The following is a 25,389-nucleotide window of genomic DNA, read 5'->3' on the forward strand; positions in this document are numbered from 1 at the left end:
GTCAGCCGGTCAGGGCGGTGCGGATGACGTCGGCGTCGGGCTCAAGCACCGTCCACCCCTCGGCGTCGAGCTGAGTGAGCGTCGCGGCGTCCAGAGCGTCCGTCTGCACGGTCACCCTACGGTCCGGCCACGACAACGACAGGGGGACACCGTCTCCGAACTCGTCGCCGATGGTCGGGGCTTCCACGCCGTCGGCCGCGAGCGGCAGGAGCTGCTGGAGCAGCTCCCGTTCGACGGCGGTCGCGATCGTGTGAGCCGTCTGCCAGGCCGGGTGGGCTTCGAGGAGGGCGGCCAGCGCGGACTCGACCCGACTGCTCTCCTCCGCCTCTGCGGCGGACGGCAAGGTAGCGACGCCAGCCGCGAGCATCGAACGCGTGGCGATCCGCAGCGGCAGGTCCCCACGGAAGTTCAGCAGGTTGGACAGGCGCAGCCACTCACGCCAGGACTCCTTGTGCTCCTGACCCAGCGCCTCGGGGTCGTCGTCGAGGACGACGGCGATCTCCAGGGCGTCCCCCACGAACGGCCGAACACCAAGGCCCAGGGATCCCTGGCGCCCCGTGGCGGCGAACCGAGGGCCGGCAGGCGGTGTCTGGCCGTCGATCGCGGCGAGCGAGAGATGTGCGAGGCTCACGTCGCTCGAGTGCATCGCCGGGGACAGCTTCATCCCGGCAAGTGCCGGCAGCCACCTGGAGAGCATGGCGCGTGCGGGCCGGTCGGGTCGCTCGACCCAGTCCAGCAGGAGGTCGAGCGGCGGTCGCGAGACCAGCCCGACGGTCGCGGGGGAGAGCTTGTCCTTCGCCTCGCTCAGCACGGCTGCGGGTGCCTGCGGGTGCAACCAGGGCACGGGGACGGCGGAAGCGTGCGTGCGGTCGAGGTCCTCCCACGTGAAAGCGAGCACCTGGTACCCGAGGTCGCGCAGGGCCTGGCGCTTGGTGGCGTCGTCGGCGAGGCGGTTGACGGCGGGGGAGGCGTGGAACTGCCAGCCGTCGGTGTAGATGGCGGTGGGCGGGACGTCGGGCCGGTCGCTGCGCAGGACGAAGTCGGGCTTGGTCCCGGCGTCGTGGACGAGCACCTGTGGTTCGAGCCGCCAGTGTGCGCCGCCGGGCATGGTGACCGACCAGGTGTTGCCCTGGGGCCCCGGCTTCTCCGTGATGGTCGCGCCCATCTTCTCCAGGCGCTCGCGGAGCACCTTGCGGAAGAGCAGCTCGATGTGGGACTCGGGGTCGGTGACGTCGGGCTCGTCCACCGTGACCGTCCACGGGCTCGTCGCGGGGACCTCGTCGTCGCCGACCTGCGACGTGCCGAGCAGGATCGACCTGAGGTGGCGCGCGGCCGTGGCCCGGGAGACGTGCCCGACCTGGTGCGGCGCGGCGTGCGGCAGGAGGCACCGGTCGCACGCGAGCCTGCCGTCGTGCTGGCACGCGCAGTCCTCGAGGTGTCGCCAGGCGTCGCGCAGCATGGTCCACACGGCGTCGTGGTCGGAGAGCTCGGCGAGGTAGCCGGTGCCGCCGCGCACGACGTCGTGCAGGAGCAGGGCCTCGGCCGGGCTGCCCGCCGCGGGGCTGGGGTCGACGACGTCCGTGACCTCCAGGTGGTCCGGGTCGCCGCCGATCCGGATTCGCAGCGCGAGGAGCAGGGCTGCACGCAACGACGGGAGCGAGAAGTCGTCCCCCAGCGTCACGGACTCGGGGAGCCGCAGCACCAGACCCTCGGTGGTGAGCGACCGCGACAGGGCGACGGTGCGGACACTCTCGTCTCGTGCCCGTCGCAGGGGGCACCAGGGGCGGTGCTCCGACGCGCGGTTGGCACCGGTGGAGGTGTCGAGCTTGCCGCACCGTTCGCAGACGCGGAACAGCGCGACGTCGTGGGGCTGCCCTGCGAGCTCGAGGGTCGCGCCCTGTGCGGAGGACCGGCCGAGGTTGAGCCAGCGGATGGTCATCTCGCGCTGGTAGCGGGCGCCGAAGCCGTAGCCCTCGACGAACCACTGCCGGGTGACGGCGGCGGGGTCGACGTCGGCGAGGGTGCGGATGGTGAACCGCTCGCGCTCGCGTTCGTCGCTCCGGTCGTCGATTGTCGCCTCCTCGCGCCGGATCACGGACGAGACGCGCTTGAGCTCGACGACCTCGATCTGCTGGGCCACGTCCGCGAGGGCCGGACTGCCGCAGCGCGGGCAGGCCGCGAGCGCGGCCGTGCCGCCCGGTGCCGAGGCGTCCGTGACGTCGTGCGTGAACCCGCAGTGGGGGCAGCAGGCCCAGGTGCGGACGGCGTCGTCGTCCCGCCCGAGGTCGAGCGCGTCGACCGCGATGGCGTACCCGCGTGCGTAGAAGGTGGAGCCGGGCGCGAAGTCGCGCAATGCCTGGGCGGATCCGCGGCCCAGCTCCATGAGCTCGGTGCGGAACTCCTGGGAGTCGGGGTCCACCCAGGACAGGGAGACTTCGAGCGCGACGGAGTCGTCGAGCAGCGTGTAGTTGGGGAGCAGCCCGTGCTCCTCGAGCACGCCTACCCAGTGCACGGTCGCGGCCCGCGCCTGCTGGTACTGGGTGAGCTTGAGCGCGGCCTGCGCGGTGCGCAGCGCGCGTTCGTCGTCGCTGGTCGCGGCGGGAGAGTCGGCCTTGATGCGCAGCCCGTCCGCGGCGTTGATCGCGGTCTGGATCTCCTTCTCGCGGTGCGCGAGGGTCTCCATCCGTCCCCGCCACGCGAGGGAGGCGGTGTGCGCGCGCCGGGCGAGCTCGGACGGGACGCTCTCGCCCGATGCGGTCACCGTGGGCAGCGCCCACGCGCGCAACGTCTCCTTCACCGGGTCGGAGACGTCGACGAAACCGCACAGGAACCGGTTGAGAAGGGCGGGCCCCTCCGCCTCGGACAGCGCGACGAGCTCTCCGAGGAACGAGCCCGGTTCGCTGCTGCCGAGCGCGTCGGACGCGGTGCGCGGGTGCGGTGCGTCGGCACGGCGGGCGAACTCGTCGGCGACGGAGGCCACGTACTGGCGGCGCAGGATCTCCTCGGCGTCGAGGTAGGTGGCGGGCGGTCGTACGGCACCGTTGATGACGCTGCCGGGGTCGGCGAAGCGTGGCAGCTGGTCGCCGCGGGCAGTGACGAACGCGATCGCGAGGGCGTTGCCGGTCGCGCGCCCGGCGCGGCCGACGCGCTGCAGGTACGACGCGACGGTGCGGGGCAGGGAGGACAGCATGACGGCGGACAGCTCGCCGATGTCGATCCCCATCTCGAGCGTCGGCGTGGCGACGAGGACGTTCGGGGCGTCCGGCGCGGGCACCTCCTCCTTGAACGCCGTCTCGTACGCGAGGCGGACCTCGTCCTCCAGCATGCTGGTGTGCTCGCGTGCGACGACGCGCGCCGGGTCGGAGTCCTCGTACATCCGGCGGTAGAAGTTGTCCGCGACGGCGTGCCGGCGCAGACGCCCGGTGCAGCGGGCGACCAGGCACGGTGCCCCGTCGAGCTGGTCGACGACGGTGGCCGTTGCCGGGACGGTGGATCCGCAGTCGCTGCACTCGAGGCACAGGGCACCGTCGCGGAGGGCGTCCGTCGTCGCGACCTGGACGATGACGTTCCGGGGCGCGAGGTGGTACGTCGTGGCGCCGGACGACGAGAGGAGACCGGCGACGACGTCGAGCCGCGCGAGGTGCTTCATCAGCAGGCGCGCGAGCGTCGCCGCCTCCGTCTTGTCGACGTGCAGGCACTTGGCCGTCCAGGCCGCGTACCAGCCGCGTGCGGAGCCGACGGGTTCCAGGTCGTCCCCGGCGGCCTTCGCGCCGGCCCCGGTGGTGACGGAGCCGCCGACGCGCGGGTAGCCGGGTGCGCTGGCTCCCTTGCCGAAGCCAGGCATCCCTTCGTGACGTCGTCGGCCACCGGTGATCCACCACCGGTTGCCGTCCTCCTGCCTGAACGTGTGGAACCACTCGTGCTCGATCGCCCCCCGGGTACGCATGTGCTCGAGGACACCGCGGACCCAGGCGCGCAGCTCCGCGTCGGTGGGGGCGAAGCCGTCGAGCACCTCCTGCCGGTCGACCTCGTCGAGCGCGGCGCGTGCCGCGCCGAGCAGGGGGCGTGGGTCGACGCGCACCTCGGCGACGAGCGTCCCCGTGGCCTCGAGCGTCCGGCCGACGGCGGAGCGCAGACCGTGCTCGAGGAGGACGTCGAGCAGGAGCCGACGCCGCACCCGGTCCCGGACCTTGTCCTGGCCCTTGGCCCGCGGGCCCTTTTTCCAGAACGGCGCGAACGGCTCACGCTCCGCGAGGTCTGGCGGGAGCAGCCGGTACCGCTTCTTCCCGTCGTCGCCGGCGTCGGCGATCATCTTGTCCACAAGGGTGGCGAGGTCGACCGGGTCGTCGCCGACGGCGTGGCGCATCACCGCACGCAGGGTGAGCGCGTGCGAACGGGACTGGACGAACCCGGCGCGGTGCGCGGCGTCCTGCACCGAGTCGGTGAAGACGAGGGCCCGCTTCTCCCGCGGGTCGAGCCCGGCCGTGCCGAACAGGCTGGACAGCGACACGGACAGCAGCGTCGCGATCGCGGACCCGAGGAACCGGATGCCGTCCTTCTGCCCGCACGACGGGCAGTCGTCGTCCTTCGAGGGCTTCGCGCCGACGTCGTCCAGCGGGTGCACGAGGACGGGAAGGACCCCGGCGTCCGTGTCGTCCCCCTCCGGCAGGGAGGAGACGAGGCGGCGCTGGCCGACGAGGAACCACCGCAGTCCCTCGACCTTCTCGCCGCCCTCGGCCCGCTCGCCCTCGGCGGGGGCGTGGACGAGGGCCCGGAACCGGTCGTCGCCGCGAAGGTGCCGGCCGCGGATGTCGTCGTCGTGCGTGTCCAGGTCCGTGCCGGTCGGGGCGAGGGCGACGCCCCAGCCCGAGCGGCCGCAGTGGCGGCAGTACAGGGCGGGGAACGCGTGCGTCCCGCCGCCCGGGCCGTCCTCGTCCGCGTCCTGCACGACGACGCCGTCGTCCTGCCAGCGGAACTGTGCCACTCCCGCGGTGGTCCTGTTGAGCCGGGTCAGCTCGCGCGTCCACAGGTGGACGTCGACGGACAGAGCGCCGCGACCGGTCCTCGCGCGCAGGTGCGACAAGGCGGAGAGCAGCGCGGTGAGGGTCTGTTCCGCGCGGACCGGCCACGACGGGTCGGACGACGGCGGGAACGCATCCCGGACGAGCACCGACAGGTCCACCGCCTGTGCGGCGAGCCGGACCAGACCACGTTCCCCGGTGACGATCGGGTGCGCCTTCGCGAGCCAGAGGAGGGCGTCGTGCGAGTCGCCCGAGAGATCGGGTCGGTCGGACGTCGGGTCGACGAACCCGGCGTCTCCGGTGTCCGTGCGGAACAGGTTGCGCAGCACCGTGCGCGTGAGGGCGCCGACGTCGGTCACGTCGACCGCGGCGAGGTCGTCGAGGAGGAGCCGAGCGACGACGTCGTCCACCTCCACCGCCCGCAACCCGCGGGCAGCGGCGCGCTCCACGGCGTCGCCCACCCACTCGTCGAGCGGCAGGCGCGACTCCGTGACGACCGAGTCGGGCCCGAACGCCTCGCCGAACACCGTCCGCGCGAAGTCGAGCATCGCCGACGGATCGCCCTTGTCGCCCAACGTCGCGGACGTCGCGACGGGTGTGACGATCCCCAGCGGGCGCGCGACGTCCGCGTCCGTGAGTCCCGCCGCCACGCGGTCGGCGGGATCCGTCGGCCAGTACGACTTCAGCGCGAGGCCGAGCCGCCGGATCAGCATCGCGACGTCCGTGCCCTGCGCGCCGTCGTACGTGTGGAACTCGTCGAGCACCAGGTACTGCAGGGACCGGGCGCTCGCGGACCACAGCTTTGCGTCGTCCCGACGCAGCAGCAGCTGGTCGAGCATCTTGTAGTTCGTCAGGAGGATGTCGGGCGGCGAGTCCCGGATCACCGGGCGATCCGTGATCAGCCCAGCCGTCGTCACCTTCGTCCGCGTGGGGCCCTCCTCGCCCGTGTACAGAGCCGCCGTGATGCCGCGCAGCTCCGGGTTCGACGGCGACGTCAGCAGCTCGGTGAGGCGCTTGGCCTGGTCGTTGGCGAGCGCGTTCATCGGGTAGAGGATGACCGCCTTGATACCGCCGAGCCCCGCCTTCTTCGCGCGCAGCACGTGGTCGAGGATCGGGTAGAGGAACGACTCTGTCTTGCCCGAGCCCGTGCCCGTCGTGACCAAGGTGGGCTGCGGGCGGCGCAGCCGACCGTCTGGGGCGAGCGAGGAGAGCCGCCGGAACGCGTCCGCCTGGTGCCCGTACGGCTGCGGGTACCCGCCGTACCAGTCCAACGACTCACGCCAGCCGGGCTCGGCCGGCCGAAAAGGCAGCCGGAGTCGCACGTACGGACCGCGGAACAGACCGGTGCTCGGTGACCGGAGAAAATCCTCCAACGACGCCCGCGTGCTCGCGTCGGCGAGGGCGAACGTCGTGCCCAGGTACTCCAGCAGCGCAGCGCGCAAGGACTCGGCCTGGGACACGGGGAGGAGCTCACTCACGGAGGCATGCTGTCAGATTCTCGGTCATCGCGAGTCGTTCCTTCGCGGAGGCGATCGCATGCCTGCTCGGGCGGAGCGGCTAGAGAGCTGTTGCCTGCACTTCTGCGTTCGGTCCGGGCGCGTGGATTTCACCCGTTCGGGGAGAATGTGCTGCGCGGTTGACCGGTAGCCTCCGGGCATGAGTGAGAGCGACATCGCCGATGAGTTCCTCCGCCAGTGGCAGGAAGCCCAGGAGCAGTACGCGGAGATGGGCGATCCCAGCGCTGCTCGCGCCCACGAAGCGTTTCGCCTCGACGACGTCGCGGACCTGAGCGAGGACGACGCTGCTGAACACCTTGCGGACGGGTGGGAGAAGCTCCATGAAGTCGTCCCGCGCTTCAACCTCGCCGTTCTGGGCAACACCGGGGCGGGCAAGTCCAGCCTCGTCAACGCGATCTTCGGGGAGGTCCGTGCCGAGGTCGGCGTCGGTGCTCCCGTGACCCAGGAGGTCAAGCCTCATGACAACGAGGCCGGCACACTTCGACTCTACGACTTCCCCGGTTTCGAACTGGGCAAACATGGCCGCGACCCAGTCTCGATCATCAAGGATGATCTGACCGCGATCCAGAAGGGGCCCGAGGAAGACCGTATCCATCTCGCATGGTTCTGCTGGGACCAGGGGACACGCCGAGTCGAGGATGCGCACCTCAAGGCGATCGCGGAGCTCGCGTCGCGGAACATCCCCGTCATCGGTGTGGTGACCAAGGTGCGCGACGACGAGATGGAGGACATCCTCGAGTTCGGCCGGTGGATCTGGAACAACGTCGACGGCCTGTGGATGCGTCACGACGGGAAGCCGGCCCTCTGCTTCACCCGTTCGAGGACTCCGTCCGCGGGGTTGCTCAAGCTCCTGGACGAGACGCGTGCCGCCGCTGATGCGACGTTTCGAGACGCGATCGACGCCGCGCAGAAGCTGGATGCGGAGAAGAAGCGTCGCGCGGCGCGCGGGCTGATCGCTGCCGCAGCTGCCTCGGCCGCAGGCGCAGCAGCCATCCCGGTGCCCGTCGCCACCGCCGCCGTCCTGGCGCCGATCCAACTCGGCATGATGGGGCAGGTCGCCCGCATGTACGGGCTGAGCCTCAAGGGCGTGCTCGGTGGAGGTACGGCGCTCTTCCAGCTGGCTCTGCAGCTGACGGGCCGTGCCGCGGCCGCGAGCCTTGTCAAGGCCATCCCGGGCGTGGGATCGGTGATCAATGCAGCTGTCGCGAGCGCCTGGACCTACGCGGCCGGTGAGGCGTGGCTCTTCCTGTGCGACCGAATCGCGTCGGGAAAGATCGACCCCGACAAGATCGGGCCTCTGCTCAGCTACCTGAAGCCCATCATCATGGTCGTGCTCGAGTCGAAGCTCAAGGGCATGAGATCAACGGCTTCGGGGGCCTCCGCTGCGAGCTCGAAATAGCTCGAAGCGCCTCACTCGCCAGCCATGCGGTCTGCTTCCACCGCCGCGAGGTCCAAGGACATCGGCAGGCCAAGGCTCTTGCCGGCGACGGGTGGGATGAGGTTGATCAGTTCTGCTCGGGCGTGCGGCCAGAGCGCGCTGACGAGCGATCCGTGGTCGTCCAGCTCGACATCCGGTGAGAGTGCCACCGCGTAGGCAGCGTGCACTCCGAACACGCCACGGTCGGGGGAGTCGTCCTCGACGCGCTGGTCGCGGACGTCTACCCGGTAGTCGACCCGCCAGAGCACGGTCTGCTCGATCGGGTTGATCTCCATCCCGATCGAGATGTCGAGGGTCTCGGGGTCCGGGCCGATCCGACGCCGTTCGGCACCGAGGGCAAGCGTGAAGATGGCTTCGATGCCACCGAAGCCGCGTTCAGACAGTCGCACGTGTCGCGCCTGCGTAGGCCGCCAGGTCAGTGCCGCGCGCATCGCCAAGCGACACGCGCATCTGGCGGGTAGTGCCGGTCCGATGGTCTCGCGAGACTGCGTGCAAGATCTCGGATTCGTGCGGCGCGTTCTCTGTGTAGAAGCGAGAACTGCCCACGCCGGAGTCTCCGGCGACGACGAGGCGAACTTCGTGTCGGCCCGTCGACCAGCACCCCGGATCGGAGACGTCCGTGACCGTGTGCCGGACGACCTTTCCGACGGCGACGGCGTATCGGCGCAATGTCGACAGTCGGGGATCACGGTTCGCGGCCTCGATCCGTGCGACCGCTGCCTGCGAGATTCCCATGAGGTCGGCGACGTCGCGCTGCGTCGACGTCGCCCGCCGATGGCTGACGAGAGCATCGATCATCGCCTGGTCCTCTGCGACCTGTGCGGCAGCCCGCTCCTGGATGGGGTCGGTCGTGTCGATGCCGAGCATTGCTGCGAGATCCACTGCACACCTCCTATTACCTTTGAGTAATACTCCCACCCGGTGGCTGCTGTGCCTAGACCTGTTGCCGTGTGATCTCCCACGCTTCTGCTCGGGATCGCGCCTCGAGTGCGTGCCGCGTCTGCTCGTCGAGACCGATGCGACCCGGTGACTTCGAAGCGACCTTCAGACCGAGGAGCAGGCGGTCGTGCCGCGACGGCTCGATGAAGTAGAACCGCACGTGGCGTCTCCCGTTCGAGGCGCCGGTCCGGGTGGTGAGCCGGAGCTCCAGGACGCAGCCCGTGGTCTCCATCAGGTCCACGTCACCCGAGCGATCACGTCCCGTCCCGCGGACGAACTCGAGCTCGCCGCTCTCGGCACGGTTGAGCAGGTGTGTCACCTCGGCGAAGAGCACTGCCCTGTCGACCGGTGCGCATGCCGTGATGACGTCGCGCAGCTCAGCGATAGGGGTCGGCAAGGAAGGGTCGCCGACGTGCTTCCATGAGCCGCCGACACCTGGTCCGTCGCCGGAGCGACAGGAACGCGCGCCTGGAGGTTGGGCGATCTGCATGGAGCGAACCTAGACCTGCCCACCGACAGGCTCTTGGCGGTCTGACCAGCACAGAAGCACGCACATGAACCACGTCGCACGTGGTGCATCGTCACGGTGTGTCAAGGTGCCCGGCATTCGAGGCTCGTGCCAGGATCGCCAGCGAACAGTCGTCCTTCGTCCGGTTCCGGATGGTGGTGTCGACGACCCGCCGCAGCTGCTTCTTGAAGGTGGGGTTCCGTACCTGAGCGGTGGGAGCCCTGCCCACAACCGAGATGAGCGTGGAGCAGGCTCGTGCGAGCGTCGCCGAGCGCGAGTTGTACAGGCTGGCTCCGGTGCCGTCACTCATCACGATGAAACCAGAGATCTCGTCAGTCTCACCGCGAAACAGGCGCGTGCTCGTGGCCGCTCCTCGCGTGGTGACGAAGGTCGTCTGGTTCGCGAACTCGGAGTTGTCGGGTGAGGACATCAACCGCAGCGTGCCGTCCTTCACATATCCGATCACACCGTCCCCGGTGTGCACGGCGATGAACCTGTCGCCCGAGACGGCCACCGCGAGAAACGTGGCTGCGAGGTCCGCGACCTGGCAGCCAAGGCGGTCCGCGGTTCGTGCGAGTACGCCCAGGAGGTGCTGGGAGACCGCCTCCTTGACGGCACGGCCGTCGTCGTTCGCGATGAGCTCCTCGAAGTTGTCGACGAGGAAGCGAGAACCTGCATCGGTGATCGCCTGTGCCCCGTACTCCGACCGGGTCGCCGTTCCCGCACCGTCGGACAGGCAGATCGCCTGAACCCCTCCGCGCGACAGGTACTGGGTGCGGTCCTGGCACACGGTCCCGTCCTCGGCGTGACCCCGCCCCCGCACTTGGTGGTGGAACTCTTTGAACAACTACAGCTCCGCCCATCCGGCGAGACCCGCGAGGTCCAGCTTGACGGTGTCGCCAGGGCTCGACTGAGAGACGCGTGCCACGGACTTGGAGAGCCACTCGAAGAACTCCTTGAAGTGGAGACCCTGGAGGCGGAGTGGCGGACGCGTCGGGCTGAACCGTGCCAGGACGTCCATGTCGGCGCCTGCCCCGATTCCGATCGCGAAGACGGTGAGCTTCTTGTTCCCGGCGAGGTCCGTCACGCGCTGCACTGCGCGATCGAGCGCGGCGCGGTCACCGTTCGGTCCACCGTCGGTCATGAGGACGAGCCATGGCTGGTAGTAGAGGACGCCGTTGTCCGAGTAGAGCCGCTTGCGCGCATCGAGCGTGTCCAGGGCGAGGTTGACCCCTTCACCCATGTAGGTGCGACCTGTCGGCGCGATGGTCGTGATCCGCTGAAGACGTTCGACGCTCGCGAACTCCTGGATGACCTTCGCCCCCGAGTTGAACTCGACGATGCACACCTCGGCGGCGTCGTGGGCGTCGTCGTCCTCATCGATCGCGTCGTAGAACTGGTTGACACCGGCCACGAGCTCGCGGATCGGGTCACCGGACATCGAGCCGCTGGTGTCGATGCAGATGGCGACCGGCACGCGGGGCGTCGGGTTCTCGACCAGGTCCTCTGTCTCAATGTTGAGCTGCGCCACGTACGTCTCCCTCGGTCGGGTTGCCACCGGGTCGTCGAACTTCCGACCCGATGGGATCACGGTCTTGGTAGGGCTCGTCACCGAACCCGGATCGCTTGAGCGTCCTGACGACGCGGTTCAGCAGGTGGAGGACGGGGGTCGTGAACCACGGCTTCTCCCCGACATGAGCTACCAGAGGCGGGCTCCACCGGTAGTAGCAGCGGACGAACAGTCGTCCAGGAGCGGTCGTTCGGAGGCGAGTGTCCCTCCAGCGCCTCAGGACCCAGACCTCGGGGCAGTCGTATGAGCCGTAGACGGCTGTCGCCACGAAGCACCCGCCGGAGCCCTCTGCCTTGCCGTCTGTCGACGGCTTCGGGGCCCCGGTGCCCGGACGCGACTGGACCGGTACGCACGCAGGGGCGTCGCGCCGGTGGGCAGTCGGTACGGGCTTGTTGTTCGTCTGATGCCACTCGACGTTGCCGTGGGTGATGAACGTCTTGCCGCAACGTGTGCACAGGCGGGTCGGATCGATGGTCCGTCCCCTCTTCTGCTGCTCCGCTCGGCGAGCGGCGTCCGCGGCCCGACAGCGGGCACAACGGCCGGAAGAGAGCGTCGACCTCTCGGACTCGAGGCCGCAGCCCTTGCAGGCGATCGTTTGACACGCGTTGCACCGACCGCGGACGAGGTACTGCTTGCGGATGCCGCGGCCGCAGGACGCGCAGGTGCCCTGGTTGCAGTCGTAGCACCGCCCGTCCTTGAGCGACGATCGGCGCCGTCCGCAATCGGCGCACGCAGGTTGATGCTCCTTGCACTTGAGGCAGAGGGAGGGGGTCGCGTAGGACTTGGTGGTGTCGCTCCAGATGCCGGCCATCGACGCCCCGCACCCGGAGCACTCGTACAGGGGTGTGTCCGGAGACATCGCCTTGAACCGCGTCGGATAGACGTCGTTCGAGAGCGGATCGAAGTTCGCGGGGCTGCCGAGATACCTCCTGTAACCACGGAAGGCCGTGAGCCACTCCTGATCCGTGGGGCGGTCGTCGTAGCGGTCGCCGTCACGGTGGAAGGTGTGCCAGAACAGTCCCTTGACGCCGACTTGCAGGTGGCTCCACATGAAGCGCCAGTTCCCTGCGGGTTGGTCCTGGTTCGAGTTCTCCTTGTACTGGAAGGCAAAGTTGCCCTCCTTGATGAGTCTGACGATGTCGCCGTCCGAGCCGGACCTGGCGTACGGGAACTGCCCCGTGATGAGGATCATGAACAGCATCGTCGCGACGGCGAAGCGCTCGTCCTCGATGGTGCGCAGGAAGTCCGGATAGCGTCTCCCGATCACCGATGGAGCGCTGAACATCTCGGTTCCGACGGGGCACGGGAATCCCTCGAGCTGCCACGAGTCGGCGTCGATGACCCAGACGTCCTTGTTGGCGTCGACGAGGAGGTTCTTGGGGTTGATGTCGCCGAGGAGGATGTTCTGGGAGTGCAGGTAGTCAACCTTCTCCAGGAAGGAGATCGCGACGTCGACCAGATCCGACTTGGTCCAGCCGGGATACTCGTTCCTGAACCGTCTCGGGTTGAACAGGGACTTGGAGAACTCTCGCCCGCTCGCTCTCGGCATGAGGTAGCCGACGAACGCGCCGTCCAGGTCGGTGACGAACGCCTGGGGGAAGCAGATTCCCGGTTCGTCCAGCTGCCGACCGACGAGCAGCCGGATCTTCTCCTCGCGATGGACCGTGATGTGGTCGCCGTCGAAGATCTTCACGACGTGGGTGTCAGACACTGCGTAGACGCTGCCCTCGCCTCCCTCACCGAGCCTGCCGAGCAGCGTGCACTCGTACGTGTTCCCCGGCGACACCACGCGGACATGGTCGCCCTCGCTCGGGATGTCGCGGACGGGCAGCACCTCGTCGGGACCCTGGTACGCGGCGTCGGCAGCGAAGGGTGAGGGTCGGGGCCGCGGTGGGACGTCGCTGCTGGTGCCGTGGGACGTTCTCGGGCGACCGTTCCGCGAGTCCTCTTCCGCAGACAGGTCGAACGCGTCGCCGTACGCGAGGAGCACGGACTTCAGCGATGCCGCCTCGAGGTGGTCCTTGCGGGTTCCCCCACCAGTCTCCAGGGCGGTGCTGATGCGGCGGAGCTTGCGCTGCCCGCGCCCGTAGAGGACCCGAGGGTCTTCGCACTCCATCAGACCGTCGGGGGTGAGACTCCCCGCGCGCACCGGGTGTGTGCTGCTACGGCCCAGAAGGTTGATCCGGAGGAGCAGCGTGACATCGTTCGTGATCAGGAACATCGCGTACTTCGGCGAGTACGCCTCGAACAGATCGACGAACAGGTCGTCGGCGTAGGGGTTGGACCCGTCGCCGAGATCGTTGCGGACGAGTCCGGCGGCCTCCGCCGAACGGAGGAAGACGAGCGCGTTCTTCGCCTTCCGGGTTGCAGCGGCGCCGGGCTCGTCGAGATCGGCGGTGCTTGCGCGGCTCTTCGCTGTGAGCTCGTCGATGACCTTCGTGGGGACGATCACCGGCCGGTCGTGCTGCAGGATCGCTGGTGCGATCCGCTCGAGGAGATTCCGGAGGCCGCCCTCGCGTCGTGGGTCGGTGTCCATGAAGACGTTGGTGTCGACGAAGAGCCGTGACTCTGCCCCCACGAGCTCGACGGGGTCGATCCGCGTGGCCTCGGGACTAGCCATCGAACTCGACACCACTCATGAACTGAGGCGCGGAGGATTCTTGTCGGGATGCGATCCCCTTGGAGAACCGGACGTTGCTCATGAACCGGACGCCGAGGACCGCGGCCTCCGACCACTCGGGATTTCTTACGACGGTCGACTCGAACGTAATGCGGGGTTCTGTCGGCGCGGACTCGTCCGGGACGACCGTGATCTCGATGGACTCGACGGGGTCGTCATCGGTCGTGGAGCGGCTCGACAAGTCCGGACCCTGGGCCGCGCCGATGAGCGCGTCGAGCTCGTTCGGCACCTGCAGGAGATCCGCGAGGAGCCGCGCGGTGGAAGTCGGGAAGGCCGGAGCGTCCCAGGAGCGCGGGGCGGAGGTGCTCACGCCCGACGAACCGCGGACCGATCGGCTGATCGTCTGGCTCGCTCGGCCTGCCGAGTAGTACTTGCCGTCGTAGTTCCCGTGCGCTTTCAGCGCTGCGATCTGGCGGCCTGTAGCGGGGCGCGACCAGCTGCTCGTGACGGACCGACGTGCCATGTGGCTCCTTCTTCCCGGACGCGCCCCAGCCTCGTCCACCGACGACGGGTCGAACCTACACACGACGCATTCCGATATGAGAGGTGCGAGACGATTTTCACCCGCTCATGAAGCCGTCATCTCGACGTGGCGGCGAGAACGGCCGCCTTGACCGCCCGCTCCACGGCGTCGGCGTCGAACGGGACCAGGACCCATCCGGACGACTCGATCAGATCCCGGTCGGCGGCGGCGAGGGTGTCGACGGTGGCCGTCAGCCTGAGATTCGGCCACGAGAGCGACACGGGAATGCCCTCGACGAGCTCGTCGCCGACCGCCGGTACGGGCATGCCGTCGATCTCGGAAAGGACGCGGAGGAGTGCTGCCTCGTCTTCCGTGCCGGATCGGATCGCCTCGGTCCAGTCGTCGGAGAACTCGGGCAGCTCCGCGCGCTCCTCCTCCACCGCATTGATGACGGCCGCGAAGGTCTCGGCCGTCGACTCGTCCATCCAGTACGAGCTCGGGTTGCCTTCGACGAAGCGGGACGGCATGCGGTGCCCGCGCTTCGCCGCCGCACGGTCCGTGAACGCGAGCGCGCCGGCCAGGGATCGGACGCTCTCCTCTCCCACCCGTTCGGCGAGGACGGGCGCGGGGACCGGCTCGGGAGCGGCGGCGACCAGTGCGGCGAAGATGCTCCGTGCCCGGTCGCCGATCTCCGCCCAGTACTCCGACGCGTCGTCGAGGTCGGTCTCGGGGTCCCAGTGGCGGGCGGCCTCGTCGGGTGCCGACGGCGCCTCTGGTCGAAACTGCTGCCGGACGTCCGCGAGCCGACGCCCGTCCTCCAGCGACCAGAACGTCCAGCCGTTGGTGACCCCGCCGCGCACGTAGCGGCCGGCGCGTGACGGGGTGTCGAACGTCTGATCGTCCACGACGATCAGTCCGGCCTCGGTCACGACGGCGGTCTTGGCGCCCCAGGTCCCGGACCGCGGCCGCAGGATGGTGCCGGCTGCGATCATCCCGGCATGGACGAGCTCGGCCACCGTGACGCTCACCTGACCGCTCGTCCGGGCGTCCGTGACCTCACCGGTATGGGCGTCTGGTACCGGCCACACCGCGAGCATCCCGTCGAGGAGGATCTGGGTCCGGACGTCGATGTGCTCCTCGTCCCAGCCGGTCTCGCTCATCGTCAGCAGGCGGCTGTTCAGCAGCAGGACGTCGTGCTGCGCGATCTTCGCGCGCTTGCCGCCGCGGCCGAGCCACGCGGCGTTCGACGCGGACGAGTTGAGCTTGCCCGTCAGGAGGGTGAGGTTGCCCAGCCGGTGCACGTGGGCGTTGCGCGCGATCTCGTCCTGAAGGTTGTCGACGGGCCACTTCCTCTCCCAGGACTGCGGGAGCAGGTGCTCGATCGGGTACGCGCCGCGTGGTACCTGCTGCGCGTCGTACTCGCCTCGGAGCTGGTTCTCGGCGGCCTCGAGGAACATCCGCAGCCGGGTCCGCGAGAAGCGTCGGTAGGCTCGCTCCTCCTCGAACACCTGGCGGATCTCGGCGTCGCCCGGCCAGTAGGTGGAGGTGACGCGGAAGGACCGCAGGGTGTCCTCGACGCGCTCGACGAGACCCTCCGCCGGGACGCCTCGCATCGCTCGGAGGACCTCGGCGACGGCGCGGCCCAGGGATGTCGAGGTGAGCCGCAGCAGGGTGCGACGCACGAGCCAGCTCTCGACGAGGCGCACGACGCCGAACACGACGTCGTCGGGCAGGGTGTCGTCCGCCGGGTGCAGCCTGAGCAGGATCGGAGTCAGCGCCGCCGATCCGATCGCGCGCGACCGGTACATGCACATCTCGACCGGGTCGAGGCTCCGGCGGGTGTCCCCGACGGCGCGGGTCCAGCGTTCGTAGAGCTCGGCTTGCGCGCGCATGTCCATGAGGACGTCGAGCATCGGGCGCCCGGCCTCGTGCTCCATGTAGTGCTTGAACCGCGTGAAGGTCGCCCTCGGGCGCACTTCCTCGGCGACCGTCGCCGCGAGCCACTGGTTGATGAACAGGGCCGCGTGCGTCGACGTCGCACGCCCGACGGTGATCTCGGAGTCCCAGAACGCGGAGTCGAAGGGCCACACGTCCCGGTACGCCGATCGTGCGTCCGCACCCTCCTTCGCGAGGCGCTGGAAGACGAGGTTCTTGACCAGGTCGGCGGCCGTCAGGGGAGTACCGCGAGCGTTGAGGGTTTCGAAGATGGCCTGGGAGTCCTCGTTCGCCTGCAGGTCGATGACGACGAACTGGATGCCGTTCGACAGCACGCCGGCCAGGAGCTCTGCCCGCTGCGTGACGTCGTCCGGCCGTGCCCCGGCACTGACGTCGCCCTCCCCGTCCAGCCACTCGCCGACGCAGCGGGCGAAGTACGCGTGCGCCGCCGTGATGCGGGACGTCGAGTGCGGCAGGTCGTCGTGGGTGACCGGCGGTTCCGCGTTCATGACGTCGTCGAACGCCGCACGGTCGCGGTTGGTGTGCCGCACCTTGAGGCGCTGCTCCTCGTCGTCCACGAACGCGGGATTGTTGTGCGTCAGGGCTTCGAGCTGGGTGCTGTACCGGTCGAGCCCGCGCTCCTCGAAGGCGGCCCCGGCGGCGTCCATGAGGAGCTGAAGAGTGGTCAGCCGCTGCTGGCCGTCGATGACGTTTCGCACGATGAGGTTCCCCATCGCGGACTCCTCCGCCTGGACGACCACGGCCCCCAGAAAGTGGCTCGCCCCGATCGAGCCGCTGTGCCGGATCGACGCGATCCGGACCACGTCCTGCCACAGCGGCTCCCACTGGTCCTCCTCCTCCCACACGTACGGGCGCTGGAAGAGAGGGACCACGATCTGCTGCGGCTGGATGAAGATCTGCTGCGGGGTCCGGACGTTCGTTTCCACTCGAGCGTTCCTCGTCCTTCATGGTCTCGCGGGGCGGTTGATGTCGCTGGCGTGCGGATTGCTGATTCGTGCGTTCCTGCTGGCGTCTACTCCGGCGTGGCCGGCTCGGCTCGTGCCGCGAGGCGGCGCTCGAACTCGGCGTAGGCCTGGCGCATGTGGGCCTCGCGGTCGAGGGTCTGGAACGGGAGGTCGTAGGTGTAGGCGACGCCGCTGCCCGGGTGGACGGCGGTGAGGTCGTCCTCCGAGAAGCGGCCGTCGTTGCCGCCCTTCTTGCGCCACGTGGTCAGGACGGTGTTCGGGACGAGGCGGCCGTTGTCGTCGTAGTGGTCGCGGTTGCGGTCGTAGCCGTACAGCACCGGGAACTGGGTGCGGTAGATCGTGCACAGCTCGTCCGCGGTCAGGCCCAGCGACAGCGCCACCAGGGCGTCGATCTCCAGCAGCGCCTGCCGACGGTCCTCCGCCCGGCGCAGCGGCGTCTCCGGCGTCCACTCCGGGCCGACGTCGCCGAGGTCCACCCAGCCCGTACGCTCCGGCAGACCGGTCCACGAGTCGTCGCGGAACGCCGTGTCGTAGCACTCGGCCCACAGGTCGGCGTAGGCGCCAGTGACACAATTGAGGCGAAGGGCTCTCAGCCGGATCTCTCGGTCGAAATGGCTCGACACAAATGGGAGGCGCTCCAACTGTGCCGCGCGAATGTGCTTCTTCGGCACCACTCGGGTTGTCGCATCAAGAACCAGTGAACTCGCAAATCCAGCGACGTCAACGAGGGTCCGATAACTTCCCGCCGGGAGCCCAGCGCTGAATCCGCCATCCACATGGGTGACACCGGGCGGTAGCAGGGCGGGGATTAGCGTGCGTTCGCCAGTGGGCGCAGCCATCGTCCGCCAGGCAATACGGTAGAAGGCGCGGGCGGAGACGGTCTCGGTGCGGACGGCGGTGCCGTCGGCGCGGCTGGCGGTCTCCACGTGGCGGACGTACTTCGGGTCTACGGCGGGGGAGCCGTCGATGGGCTTGCTGTCCGGGCCGACGACGACGTCGCGGGTCCAGTGCGTGTACGCCGCGTCGTAGGTCTTGCGGTCGCCGCGCGGCTTGTACGACGTCGCCGGGATCGCCCTCGCGCCGAGCGCTTCGAGGTCGACGGCGGACCAGTCGAGGTTGTTCGCCATCGTCTCGTTGGGCGTCTTGTACGCGGGGTTCGCCACGTGGAGGTGCGGCCCCTGAATAATCGCGTCCTCCCAACAGTCAGCGACGTCCCAGGATTTCTCGAAGAGGCCGCGCTTGAAGTCAGTCGTCTCATTCCACCCCTGGGAGAAGGTGAGGTCGAGTGACTTGATGCGCTCAGCGGCAGAGATCTTGTCGAGGGCCGAAGCGGTCGCCTTGTTTACGGCGTAGACCACGCGACTGCGACTCGTCGGTACGTCTGCGTCCTCGAGAGTCGCGTGCCAGGTTCGAAGAATCGCCTCATCGACTGCAATGACACGAGCAGCATGGGGTCTCACGTCCCATCGGCCGTCGGGATCCTTGAGGCCGGGCTCCTCGCCCAGGCCTTGGTGGTCGAAAGACCGTTCGACGGTGTCAGGGTGATAGAGCGAGGCGGCTTGAAGGAAGTGCGGGGCACGGGAGGTGCCGTAGACGTGCACGCCGTAGCTGACCAGGTGGTGGATCTCGAAGAGGACTAGCTCGTTGATGAACTGCCAGTGTCGGCGGAGGCGGCGGTAGGTCACTGCGCGAAGTGGACCGGCCTTCTCATCCGTGAAGTGGGTCTCGGGGTGGATGAGGCCGATGGAGCCGCTAGTCGCGATGTGGCGCCAGGTCTGCTCCATGAAGCAGCGGTAGAGATCAGGGCGGAGGCCGACGAGGTATGGGTAGTCGGTCGGGCTCGACACGGCTTCCCGAGTGGCGACCGTCGCAGTGAGCGAATCGAGATAGAAGTCCCGGGCGGCAGGCAACTCGAGCGTGGCGCTGCGCAGATCGCTTGCTCGGCCCGTCGCCAGCTTCCCTTCCAGTGCGAAGGCCACTTCGTACTCGCCTAGCGCTGCGGCTTCGTCGAAGTCAGGCCGGACCCACGGTGGGTTACCCACCTGAAGGTCGAACCCACCGCGCGTGGCGAACACTGATGCAAAGTCGAGCTCCCAGTGGAAGAACCCCTGTTGAGCCGCAACCCGTTGGCACACGACGAGCCACGGGTGCTCGTGCAGCACTCGTTCCGGCGATGCGACACCGGCGAACGAGAGCTCGAACTCCTCGGCCTCGTTGAGCTCGTCCCAGTCGGCAGTCGACGCAAGGGTCTGGTCGCCGCCGGTCCACTTCCGTCCACGCCCCGAGGCTCCGCTCTCGGCGTGGACGCCTAGCACGGCGCGCAGGCCGCCGATCCACTCGTCCAGGGTCGGCGGTTCGATGCTCTCCTCGGAACCGTCGTCAGACTTGACCCGGGTTGACCCATCAGTCAGCGGCCAGAACCACAGTGCCGACCACGCGTCCATGACGAGTCGGAGCCGCTGGTAGGCGCCCTTCGCGTCGGCCAGCGCCTCTTCGATCTGCTTGCGCGTGACGGCGCCGCCGACGGGCAGGTCGTCGGCTCCCCACACGTCGATGGACCGACGGATCTGGTCCTCGGCGATGCGGAGCCGCGGGTGGGCGAGGTCCCAGAGCGCCTCGACGCGGTGGGCGAGGTTGACCAACTCGTCAGCCTGCTTCTTCGACGGCGTCACGAGCACGGTCTTGCGCCACGCCTTGAGGCGGGCCAGCGCCTCGGGGGCGAGTTCCTTGGCTTCCTTCGCCTCGACTGCCGAGCCCCAGCCCGCGGCGGGGAGCAGGAAGTGGTGGATCCTCCCGCCCACGTCGCCGAGCGAGCTCGACCGCCCGGCGGCGCGGTCGGCGTCGGACGGAGAGAGCGGCACGTCCGTGGGTACCGCGGTGAGCCACGCCCGCTTGGCGAGCTGGTCGCGGCGGTACACCGCGCGTCGGGCACCGATGAGGGAGTTGCCGCGCTTGAGATGCAGGCCGAACCACGGCGCCTGCAGGCCCTCGCCCATCGTGTCGAGCCACAGGGAGATCTCGGCGAGCTCGACGGCGGTCCCGTTGAGGTCCACCCCGTACACGTTGTGCAGGGCGATGTGCGCCTTGACCTTCTGGAGCTCGGCGGCGTAGCGGTCGGGGTCGATCCGCTCGCCGGTCTCGTCCTGCTTGCGCCGCAGGTACGCGGCGGCGAGCTGACGCACCGCCTCGATGGCGAACGCGCCGGAGCCGAGGGCCGGCTCGCACACCGTGAGGTCGAGGATCTCGCGCGCCGACATCTTGCGGGGGACCTCGCGGCCCTCCCACTCGACGGAGCCCTCCTTGACCTCGTCCGGCCCGATGAGCTCGACGAGAGCCTGCGACACCGTGAACCGGGTCAGCACCTCGGGCGTGTAGTACGACGCCGACTGCTGCCGCTCCCGGCCCGCGAGCCGGAACACGAACGTGCCCTGCTCGTGCACGACCGGCTTCTGCTCGCCCGTGACCGGGTCGGGCGCGGTGACGAAGTCCTTCGGTGCGATCGACTGCGACCGCACGACGGGCACCACCCACGAGCCCTTCTCCGCGTTGCCGTCCTTGGCGACCTCGTGCAGGTCCTCGGTGGCGAAGAAGCCCGTGTAGCTCATGAGCCCCTCGTACACGGCACCGAGCTGGTTGATGCCGAGCTCGGCGTACGAGATGAACCCGCGGTCCTTGCCCTTCGACTCCTTGCTCAGCAGCAGGTGCCGCAGCACCTGCTGCAGCGCCGCGTTCCCCAGCCCGACGGCGTCGATGTGCGCGGTCTTCGACGGCAGGAAGAGGTCCGCCTTGAGCGGCTGGAACGTCAGGCCGTCGGCCCCGTCGTCCACCCGGTGCACCTCGCCGTCGACCCGCTCGTCCCGTGCCGCACCCCCCGCGCCGTCGTGACCGGCGTCGACGAGCCGGAACAGCGTGCCCAGCGACTGGTAGAGGTGCGTGCCGTCCTGCGAGCGGTGATCGGCGATGTTCACGAGCGTCAGCTCGCGCAGCCGGTCCAGGCTGTAGCCCTGCTCGTACGTCGGGTCGCCGACGGGCAGCACGCCCAGCTCCGGGGACGCCTCCGCGAACAGGAGGAACAGGATCCGGTACAGGAAGCGCAGCGACTGCCCGGCGAGCTCCTGCGCCTCGGCCTGCGGCAGCGGGTCCAGACCCTGCGCGGCACGGCGCCGCACCACCTCGTTCGCGATGATCTCGATGGACAGCCGCACGCCCTCGCGCAGGTCCTTCGACACTCCGACGGTGTGCTTCACCGACTCGTCCAGCACGCCCGGCCACCACAGGTTGCCCTCGGGGTCCGGGGCGAGCGACGCCGCGTCGACGCACGTCAGTGCCGTGTCCGTCTCCCCGCCGCGCTTGTCGTCCGCCCGCTCGGCCACGAGCTGCAGGTCGACGGCGAGGTAGCGGCCCTCCGCCCAGCGCGCCTTCTCCGCGACGAGCATCCACCCGCCCGCCAGGACGAGCGCGAACTCGGGCGCGTCGTCCTGCACGAACAGGTACGACAGCAGCCGCGCCACCGAGTGGATCTGCGTCGTGTCGTCGACGGCGTACGGCTCGAGCAGTGTCCGGTCGCGGGGCGACGGCTTGTCCCGGTCGCCCTTGGCGAGCAGGGCCTCGACGTCCTTGACCGCCACCGCCTCGACGATCACCAGGGGAGCCGCGGCTTCCAGGCCGGTCGCGTGGACGCGCTCGACCGGGCCGTCCTGCTTCGACTGCAGCGCTACCGACGTGTAGCCGAGCACCCTGCGCAGCTCTGCGTACAGCTCGGGCAGCACCGCGAACCGGCCGCCCTCCTCGCCCAGCCCCGCCAGCGTCGACAGCAGGCTCGCCCGCGCACCCACGAACCGGGCACGCGTCGTCTGCTCGCCCTCCTTCTCGGCGTCGTCCCACGCCTTGCGGCGCTCCAGCACCCGCGTCCGGAAGGACTGCTTGCCGTCCGACCCGACGTAGTGCTCGCTGATCCAGTCCTCGCCGACGACGATCGCGTCGCTCGCGGCCATCAGTGGTTCTCCTCGGTGTCGGGCTGGTCGACGGGGACGACGACGAGCAGGGGTCGCAGCAGGGTGCGGTGCGGCACCATCTCCCGCGCGAGGCGGGTCTCCTCGTCGACGTCGGACTGGCGGCTCGCGATGCCGGACCTCGCCGCCGCGGCCTCGCGGCCGATGAGTGCCGACGCCTCCATGCGCCAGTGCTGGCTGCGTCGCAGCCACGCCTCGACGCGGTCCTGCGTCTCGGCGCGGATCGACTCGATCTGGTCGCCCACCGACGCCTCCGCGGACGCGACGGCCTGGCGGACGAACGGCTGGAGCGCCTCCGCGCCCGGGATCGCTCCCGTGTTGGTGGTGCCCACGCGCAGGTACGCGACGGCGTCGGCCGACGACGCGTGCTGTGACGCGAGGCCGAACGACGGGCTATCCGGGTTGGGGAACGCGACCGTCTGGTACGACGTCGCGACGACCTGACCCCGCACGTTGTACAACGCCGCCTGCACCAGCACCGTGAGGTCCTCGACGCCGCCGCGCACCGCGAACACCTGGCGGCGCTGCAACGTCGAGAGCACACGGTCGGACGCCCAGTCGACCACCGGGTGCAGCGGCCCGAGGAAGTGCGCCTCCGGCCAGGTGGAGCGCGACTCCGCGCTCTTCGCGTTCACCAGCTCCTGGGTGCCGCGCGCGGTCGCCGTCGCGAGCCGCAGCGTCTCGGTCACGTTCCGGTCCGCGAGGTACGACTGGGGCAGCACCTCCAGCCGCTGCTGCAGGTCGCGCGGCGGCTTGAGCGAGGCGAGGGACTGCTGGGGGTACGTCTTCCACGCGACGCCGTTCGGCGGCTCCTGCCCCGGCGTCGTGCAGATCTGGGTGAGCGCGTCCTCCAGGAACGACAGCTCGTCGTCGTAGACGCCTGTGCTGCCGCCGGTCTCCACCGTCGGGGCGGAGGTCTCCGGCTCGGCGGGAGCCGCGGCGCCCATGCCCATCAGACGCGCCAGGAGGCCGGCGGGACCGTCGTCGGCGACGACCTCCTCGACCTCCTTCACGACGTGCTCCAGCGACTTCGCCTGCCGGAGCACGTCGGCGATCGCCTTCTCCTCGGCCTTCACCGAGTACTCGCCCATGAGCGACGCCGTGTCGCCCAGAGCCCGGTGCGCGTGGTGCTCGCGCTCCACCAGACGCGTGAGCACACGAAGGTCACCACCGAACCGCGTCGTCGTCTGTGGGTCCAGCAGGAGGCTGGTGATCTGCGGGGCGTGCTTCTGCCCGTACCGGTCGATGCGGCCGTTGCGCTGCTCGATACGGATCAGGGACCACGGGATGTCGTAGTGCACCAGGTGGTGGCAGTGGCTGTGCAGGTTCACGCCCTCGGACGCCACGTCGCCCGTCACCAGCACGCGGATCGGGGACGACGCGAGCTTGAACGACTCGACGATCGCCTGCTGGTCGACGTCGGACAGACCGCCGTGCAGCACGACGACGTTCTCCTCCGTCAGCCCGAGGTCCTGCCCGAGCTTCTTCCGGAGCCAGCCCAGGGTCGCGACACGCTCCGCGAAGACCACCGCGCGCATCTCCGCACCCTTGCGGACGCCGATGCCCCGCAGATGGTCGAGCAGCGCGTCGTACTTCGCCGACGGCTCGGTGAGCGAGCGGCGGGCGAGGCCGTGCAGGCGCGTGAGCGCGGCACGCTCGGCGCCCCGCGTGCCGGTACCCGACGCCGCTCCCGGGCCGGGCGAGGCCAGGCCGGGAAGGTGCGCCGCGCCGTCGGGCACGGGGCTACCGTCCGTGGTGTCCGGGGCGACGAGCGAGTCCTCGTCGTCGGACTCCTGCCTGCCACCCTCCAGGACGCGCAGCCGCTTGCGGACCGACTCCTCCAGCGCGGCGGGGGAGGACAAGAACGCCTTGGCGAGCGTCCACGGGAAGAGCGTGGCACCGCCCTTGCCGGAGTACGGGCTCGCACCACCGGCCGGCCAGAGCCACGTGCGCTCCAGCTCGACCGCGATCTCCTCCTCGACAGGCGACGCCGGGACGAGCACGTTCTGCGGTTCCCTGCGCTCCGCCCAGTCGGCCCCCACGACCGACGCGACCTCGGGCGAGTGCCGGTGCCGACGGACGATCAGCCGCTCCACCTGCTTCTCGTCCAGCTCGACGCCGTCGGGCTTGACGGCGGACGGCTCCAGCATCCGGACCAGCGCCGCGAACGACCTGGGGTCACCGTTGTGCGGGGTGGCGCTGGCGAGGACGAGCGCGTCCGTCTGGCGGGAGAGCATCGTCGCGAGGCGAAAGTTCTGCGTCGAAGAGTTCGTCACGTTGTGCGACTCGTCGATCACGACCGCGTCCCACCGGTGCTTGCGCAGGTGCGCCACGTACTTGTCCGACTTCAACGTGTCGATCGAGATGATGACCCGCTTGAAGAACGCGAACGGGTTGCGGTTCGCCGGCAGCCTCTGCCGGATGCGCTGGATACCCGTGCTGTCCAGGCGGACGAACGGCAGGGCGAAACGCGTCCACAGCTCGAACTGCATCTGCTCCAGCACGTGCTTCGGCGTCACGACGAGGATCCGCTCGCCCCGCCCCCGCCGCGCGAGCTCCGACAAGATCATGCCGATCTCGAGCGTCTTGCCCAGGCCCACCGCGTCCGCCAGCAAGATGCGGGGACGCAGGTTGTCCGGGTCCAGAGCCTTGCGCACCGCCGCGAACTGGTACGGCAGCGGGTCCGCCAGCGCCCGGTGCGCCGTCGTGAGCGCCGGGTCCGCGATCGGGACCGGCGTCTTGCGCAGCATCGCCTCGAGCCACAGGCGCGACGTGCGGTACCTGGGCGAACCGTCCGCCACGACCGTCGTCTCCGCCGGGTCCGCGACCGCGACGTCGTCGAGCGCGGTCGAGAAGACCGCCTCCGTGTCACGCACCAGCTCCGACAACCCCACGACGTGGACGAAGTGCCCGTCCGTCGTCGGCTCGATCTGGGTGACCAGCCACTCCTCGTCCCGGATCACCACCGTCGACCCCGGGGCCGCGGTGAACTCGGCGGTTCGTGACTCGGTCGTTGCTGCCACGCTCAGTCCCTCGGTCGTGCTCGGTATCGGTGCACCAGCGGTGCGGTCGCTCAGGGCCGACGACACGGCGGCGGCCAGGCAGACTGCCCCGAGGATATCCGTGGTTCGGTTCCGTTTGTCCCCGGAGAGGGTGAAGAACTGCTTCCTTCCTCGACCGTCACGTCCATCGGTGAATGGAGAGATTTCACCCGTGGTGAAATATCCCGGAGTGCTCAAGAGCCCTGATCCAAGGACCCGAGCGCTACAGTCGCCTCGATCACCGGCGCGGCGTCCGGAGAACGTGATCGTGAGACGAGC

General features: G+C 69.5%; 12 protein-coding genes. 1 reads left to right on the forward strand and 11 read right to left on the reverse strand.

What is annotated here, in order from left to right; translation table 11 throughout:
* Position 1 precedes the first annotated feature (1 nt).
* Positions 2 to 6,499 (reverse strand): DEAD/DEAH box helicase, encoded by a 6,498-nt coding sequence (locus tag FIC82_RS03950; protein ID WP_168731463.1) that lies wholly within the window; start codon positions 6,497 to 6,499, stop codon positions 2 to 4.
* A 178-nt stretch (positions 6,500 to 6,677) separates the two neighbouring features.
* Between FIC82_RS03950 and FIC82_RS03955 the strand changes: the two genes are divergently transcribed.
* Entirely contained in the window at positions 6,678 to 7,937 is a 1,260-nt protein-coding gene (locus tag FIC82_RS03955; protein ID WP_154797647.1) for a GTPase, read from the forward strand.
* Positions 7,938 to 7,948: 11 nt separating this feature from the next.
* On the opposite strand, the gene FIC82_RS03960 is transcribed toward FIC82_RS03955, so the two are convergent.
* The 10 genes from FIC82_RS03960 to FIC82_RS04005 form a co-directional block, all read right to left on the reverse strand.
* Positions 7,949 to 8,365, reverse strand: coding sequence for a hypothetical protein (locus tag FIC82_RS03960; protein WP_154797648.1), 417 nt, complete (start codon positions 8,363 to 8,365; stop codon positions 7,949 to 7,951).
* The gene (locus FIC82_RS03965; RefSeq protein ID WP_216609982.1) at positions 8,352 to 8,858 is read right to left on the reverse strand and encodes a helix-turn-helix domain-containing protein; all 507 of its coding nucleotides are present in this window, start codon (positions 8,856 to 8,858) and stop codon (positions 8,352 to 8,354) included. Before FIC82_RS03965 ends, FIC82_RS03960 begins: the two co-directional genes overlap by 14 nt.
* Before the next feature lie 52 nt (positions 8,859 to 8,910).
* Positions 8,911 to 9,405 carry a hypothetical protein gene (locus tag FIC82_RS03970; RefSeq protein WP_154797649.1) on the reverse strand — a complete coding sequence of 165 codons (495 nt, stop codon included), beginning with the start codon at positions 9,403 to 9,405 and terminating at the stop codon, positions 8,911 to 8,913.
* A gap of 91 nt (positions 9,406 to 9,496) precedes the next feature.
* Positions 9,497 to 10,246, reverse strand: coding sequence for a PP2C family serine/threonine-protein phosphatase (locus FIC82_RS03975; RefSeq protein ID WP_256390417.1), 750 nt, complete (start codon positions 10,244 to 10,246; stop codon positions 9,497 to 9,499).
* Between the two features lie 24 nt (positions 10,247 to 10,270).
* Entirely contained in the window at positions 10,271 to 10,954 is a 684-nt protein-coding gene (locus tag FIC82_RS03980) for a vWA domain-containing protein (RefSeq protein ID WP_168731465.1), read from the reverse strand.
* The gene (locus tag FIC82_RS03985; protein ID WP_168731466.1) at positions 10,935 to 13,628 is read right to left on the reverse strand and encodes a CFI-box-CTERM domain-containing protein; all 2,694 of its coding nucleotides are present in this window, start codon (positions 13,626 to 13,628) and stop codon (positions 10,935 to 10,937) included. Before FIC82_RS03985 ends, FIC82_RS03980 begins: the two co-directional genes overlap by 20 nt.
* A complete protein-coding gene (locus FIC82_RS03990; RefSeq protein ID WP_154797652.1) occupies positions 13,606 to 14,136 on the reverse strand; it encodes a hypothetical protein in 531 nt (176 codons plus the stop codon). The genes FIC82_RS03985 and FIC82_RS03990 overlap by 23 nt, the downstream gene beginning before the upstream one ends.
* A gap of 116 nt (positions 14,137 to 14,252) precedes the next feature.
* Complete coding sequence (locus FIC82_RS03995) at positions 14,253 to 17,018, reverse strand: GmrSD restriction endonuclease domain-containing protein (RefSeq protein WP_168731467.1); 2,766 nt, start codon at positions 17,016 to 17,018, stop codon at positions 14,253 to 14,255.
* Positions 17,019 to 17,104: 86 nt separating this feature from the next.
* Complete coding sequence (locus FIC82_RS04000; RefSeq protein ID WP_154797653.1) at positions 17,105 to 22,051, reverse strand: class I SAM-dependent DNA methyltransferase; 4,947 nt, start codon at positions 22,049 to 22,051, stop codon at positions 17,105 to 17,107.
* Positions 22,051 to 25,092: a helicase-related protein gene (locus tag FIC82_RS04005; protein WP_168731468.1), complete on the reverse strand. Its 3,042-nt coding sequence runs from the start codon at positions 25,090 to 25,092 to the stop codon at positions 22,051 to 22,053. Before FIC82_RS04005 ends, FIC82_RS04000 begins: the two co-directional genes overlap by 1 nt.
* Positions 25,093 to 25,389 lie beyond the last annotated feature (297 nt).

It is taken from the genome of Cellulosimicrobium protaetiae, from assembly GCF_009708005.2.
GTDB classification, from domain to species: domain Bacteria; phylum Actinomycetota; class Actinomycetes; order Actinomycetales; family Cellulomonadaceae; genus Cellulosimicrobium; species Cellulosimicrobium protaetiae.

What these genes read in the sequence shown, in the direction of transcription:
- FIC82_RS03955 (WP_154797647.1), top strand. Translation starts at nt 6,678, where the DNA reads ATGAGTGAGAGCGACATCGCCGATGAGTTCCTCCGCCAGTGGCAGGAA.
- FIC82_RS03970 (WP_154797649.1), bottom strand. Translation starts at nt 9,405, where the DNA reads ATGCAGATCGCCCAACCTCCAGGCGCGCGTTCCTGTCGCTCCGGCGAC.
- FIC82_RS03990 (WP_154797652.1), bottom strand. Translation starts at nt 14,136, where the DNA reads ATGGCACGTCGGTCCGTCACGAGCAGCTGGTCGCGCCCCGCTACAGGC.
- FIC82_RS04000 (WP_154797653.1), bottom strand. Translation starts at nt 22,051, where the DNA reads ATGGCCGCGAGCGACGCGATCGTCGTCGGCGAGGACTGGATCAGCGAG.